The following is a 1583-nucleotide window of genomic DNA, read 5'->3' as shown; positions in this document are numbered from 1 at the left end:
ACACTGGAGCGTCTTCTGAGCCTGCTGTCGGCCTTTGAGGTCGTGGTATGGATGACGGATGGCTGGCCGCTGTATGAATCACGCCTGAAGGGAAAGCTGCACGTTATCAGCAAGCGTTACACTCAGCGCATTGAGCGACATAATCTGAATCTGAGACAACATCTGGCAAGGCTGGGACGGAAGTCACTGTCGTTCTCAAAATCGGTGGAGCTGCATGACAAGGTCATCGGGCATTATCTGAACATAAAACACTATCAGTAAGTTGGAGTCATTACCCGACGTATTGATGCCGCTACGAAACGCTGCGCGGTTAGCCAGCCCGGTTAATGGGTCATGTAGCGCGGTACGCAGAAGCTGCGCATTTTTGGCCTGTAAACGAAGCTGCCACTCTTCCATTTCATCCAGCAGACTGTTGAAGTCGAGAGCGAAGCGGTGAAACTCAGCGATACGTTCTTCAGAAACTCGTCGGGAAAAATTGCGGTTGGAACGCACATCATGTACGACATCGGTGATATTTTTCAGCGCTTCCACTAGGCCATTGTGCAAATGGCGGGTGAGGGTAATTGCGATGCCTGATGCCAGCAGAATACAACCGGTCAGTACGGCGAGCGAAAACCAGATAAAATGGCTGATTGAACTGTCGCGAGCGGTTAAGCGTACTTCGCCAATGGTTTCACCATTGTGACGAATCGGCTGAATGATGGGGGCGGGGAAGAGCCAGTGGCTTATGAAATTGCTGAAAGTATCGCCTGGATCCTTACGGGTGTAATGCCAGGACGCCAGAATATTTTGCTGCTTATCACGTACTTCTGCAGTTGAAAATTGCCCTTGCTGGCCCAGCGCTGCCAGTGTTTCAGTTGCTGCAGGGCCATCGGCAAAAACGACAGCTGCTTCCAGACTGTAAGTCATTGTTGCTGCTGTCAGTGCCAGGTTTTTTTGCGCGTACTGTTTCAGGGTCAGCACCGAGGTCACGGAAAGCAGCAACCAGATCAGCATCATAGTGATAAATATGCTGGTCATACTGATGTTGCGTAATGCTCTTTTAAACGTGGGGCGCTTATTAAGAGAATTATCGTTATCCATCATTTTTCTTCCGTGCGAGCATTAAGACATCCGGGTTGACCTTTACACCGCTACGCGATAAGGCATCCAGGTTTACGGCAAATCTGACGTCATTATTGTGGATGATCAGACAAAAGGCGCTACCAATAATGCACTCGGTATTTTGTTTGGCAATTAATAATAACGCCTTTGACGGATATTGTTCGGTGGTAATGCTGCCAACTTACTGATTTAGTGTATGATGGTGATTTTAAGGTGCTTGCGTGGCTTCCATTTCCATCAGATGTCCTTCCTGCTCCGCTACTGAAGGCGTGGTGCGTAACGGCAAAAGCACTGCCGGACATCAGCGCTATCTCTGCTCTCATTGCCGTAAAACATGGCAACTACAGTTCACTTACACCGCCTCTCAGCCCGGTACGCACCAGAAAATCATTGATATGGCCATGAATGGCGTCGGATGTCGCGCCAGTGCACGCATTATGGGCGTTGGCCTCAACACGGTTTTACGTCACTTAAAAAAC

The 1583-nt window shown here is 49.3% G+C and carries 2 protein-coding genes and 2 pseudogenes; 2 read left to right on the top strand and 2 right to left on the bottom strand.

All coding sequences use genetic code 11. The features are described from left to right. Positions 1–261 (top strand): IS1 family transposase (locus tag BHE85_RS15165; RefSeq protein ID WP_000317683.1); only part of this gene is annotated, 261 nt, incomplete at its 5' end. Here the strand turns inward: BHE85_RS15165 and dgcN are convergent. Both dgcN and BHE85_RS15155 read right to left on the bottom strand, forming a co-directional pair. Continuing rightward, positions 262–1086, bottom strand: a pseudogene (gene dgcN, locus BHE85_RS15160) (diguanylate cyclase DgcN); the annotation flags it as partial. Then, positions 1076–1270: pseudogene (locus BHE85_RS15155) on the bottom strand (YfiR family protein); the annotation flags it as partial. The pseudogenes dgcN and BHE85_RS15155, both read right to left, overlap by 11 nt. Before the next feature lie 55 nt (positions 1271–1325). On the opposite strand from BHE85_RS15155, the gene BHE85_RS15150 reads away from it, so the two are divergent. Next, the coding region (locus BHE85_RS15150) for an IS1-like element transposase (protein WP_064727284.1) at positions 1326–1583 on the top strand (258 nt) is incomplete at its 3' end.

It is taken from the genome of Shigella sp. FC1567 (assembly GCF_001743015.1).
GTDB lineage: Bacteria > Pseudomonadota > Gammaproteobacteria > Enterobacterales > Enterobacteriaceae > Escherichia > Escherichia coli.
This window is presented reverse-complemented; position numbering and strand designations above follow the sequence as displayed.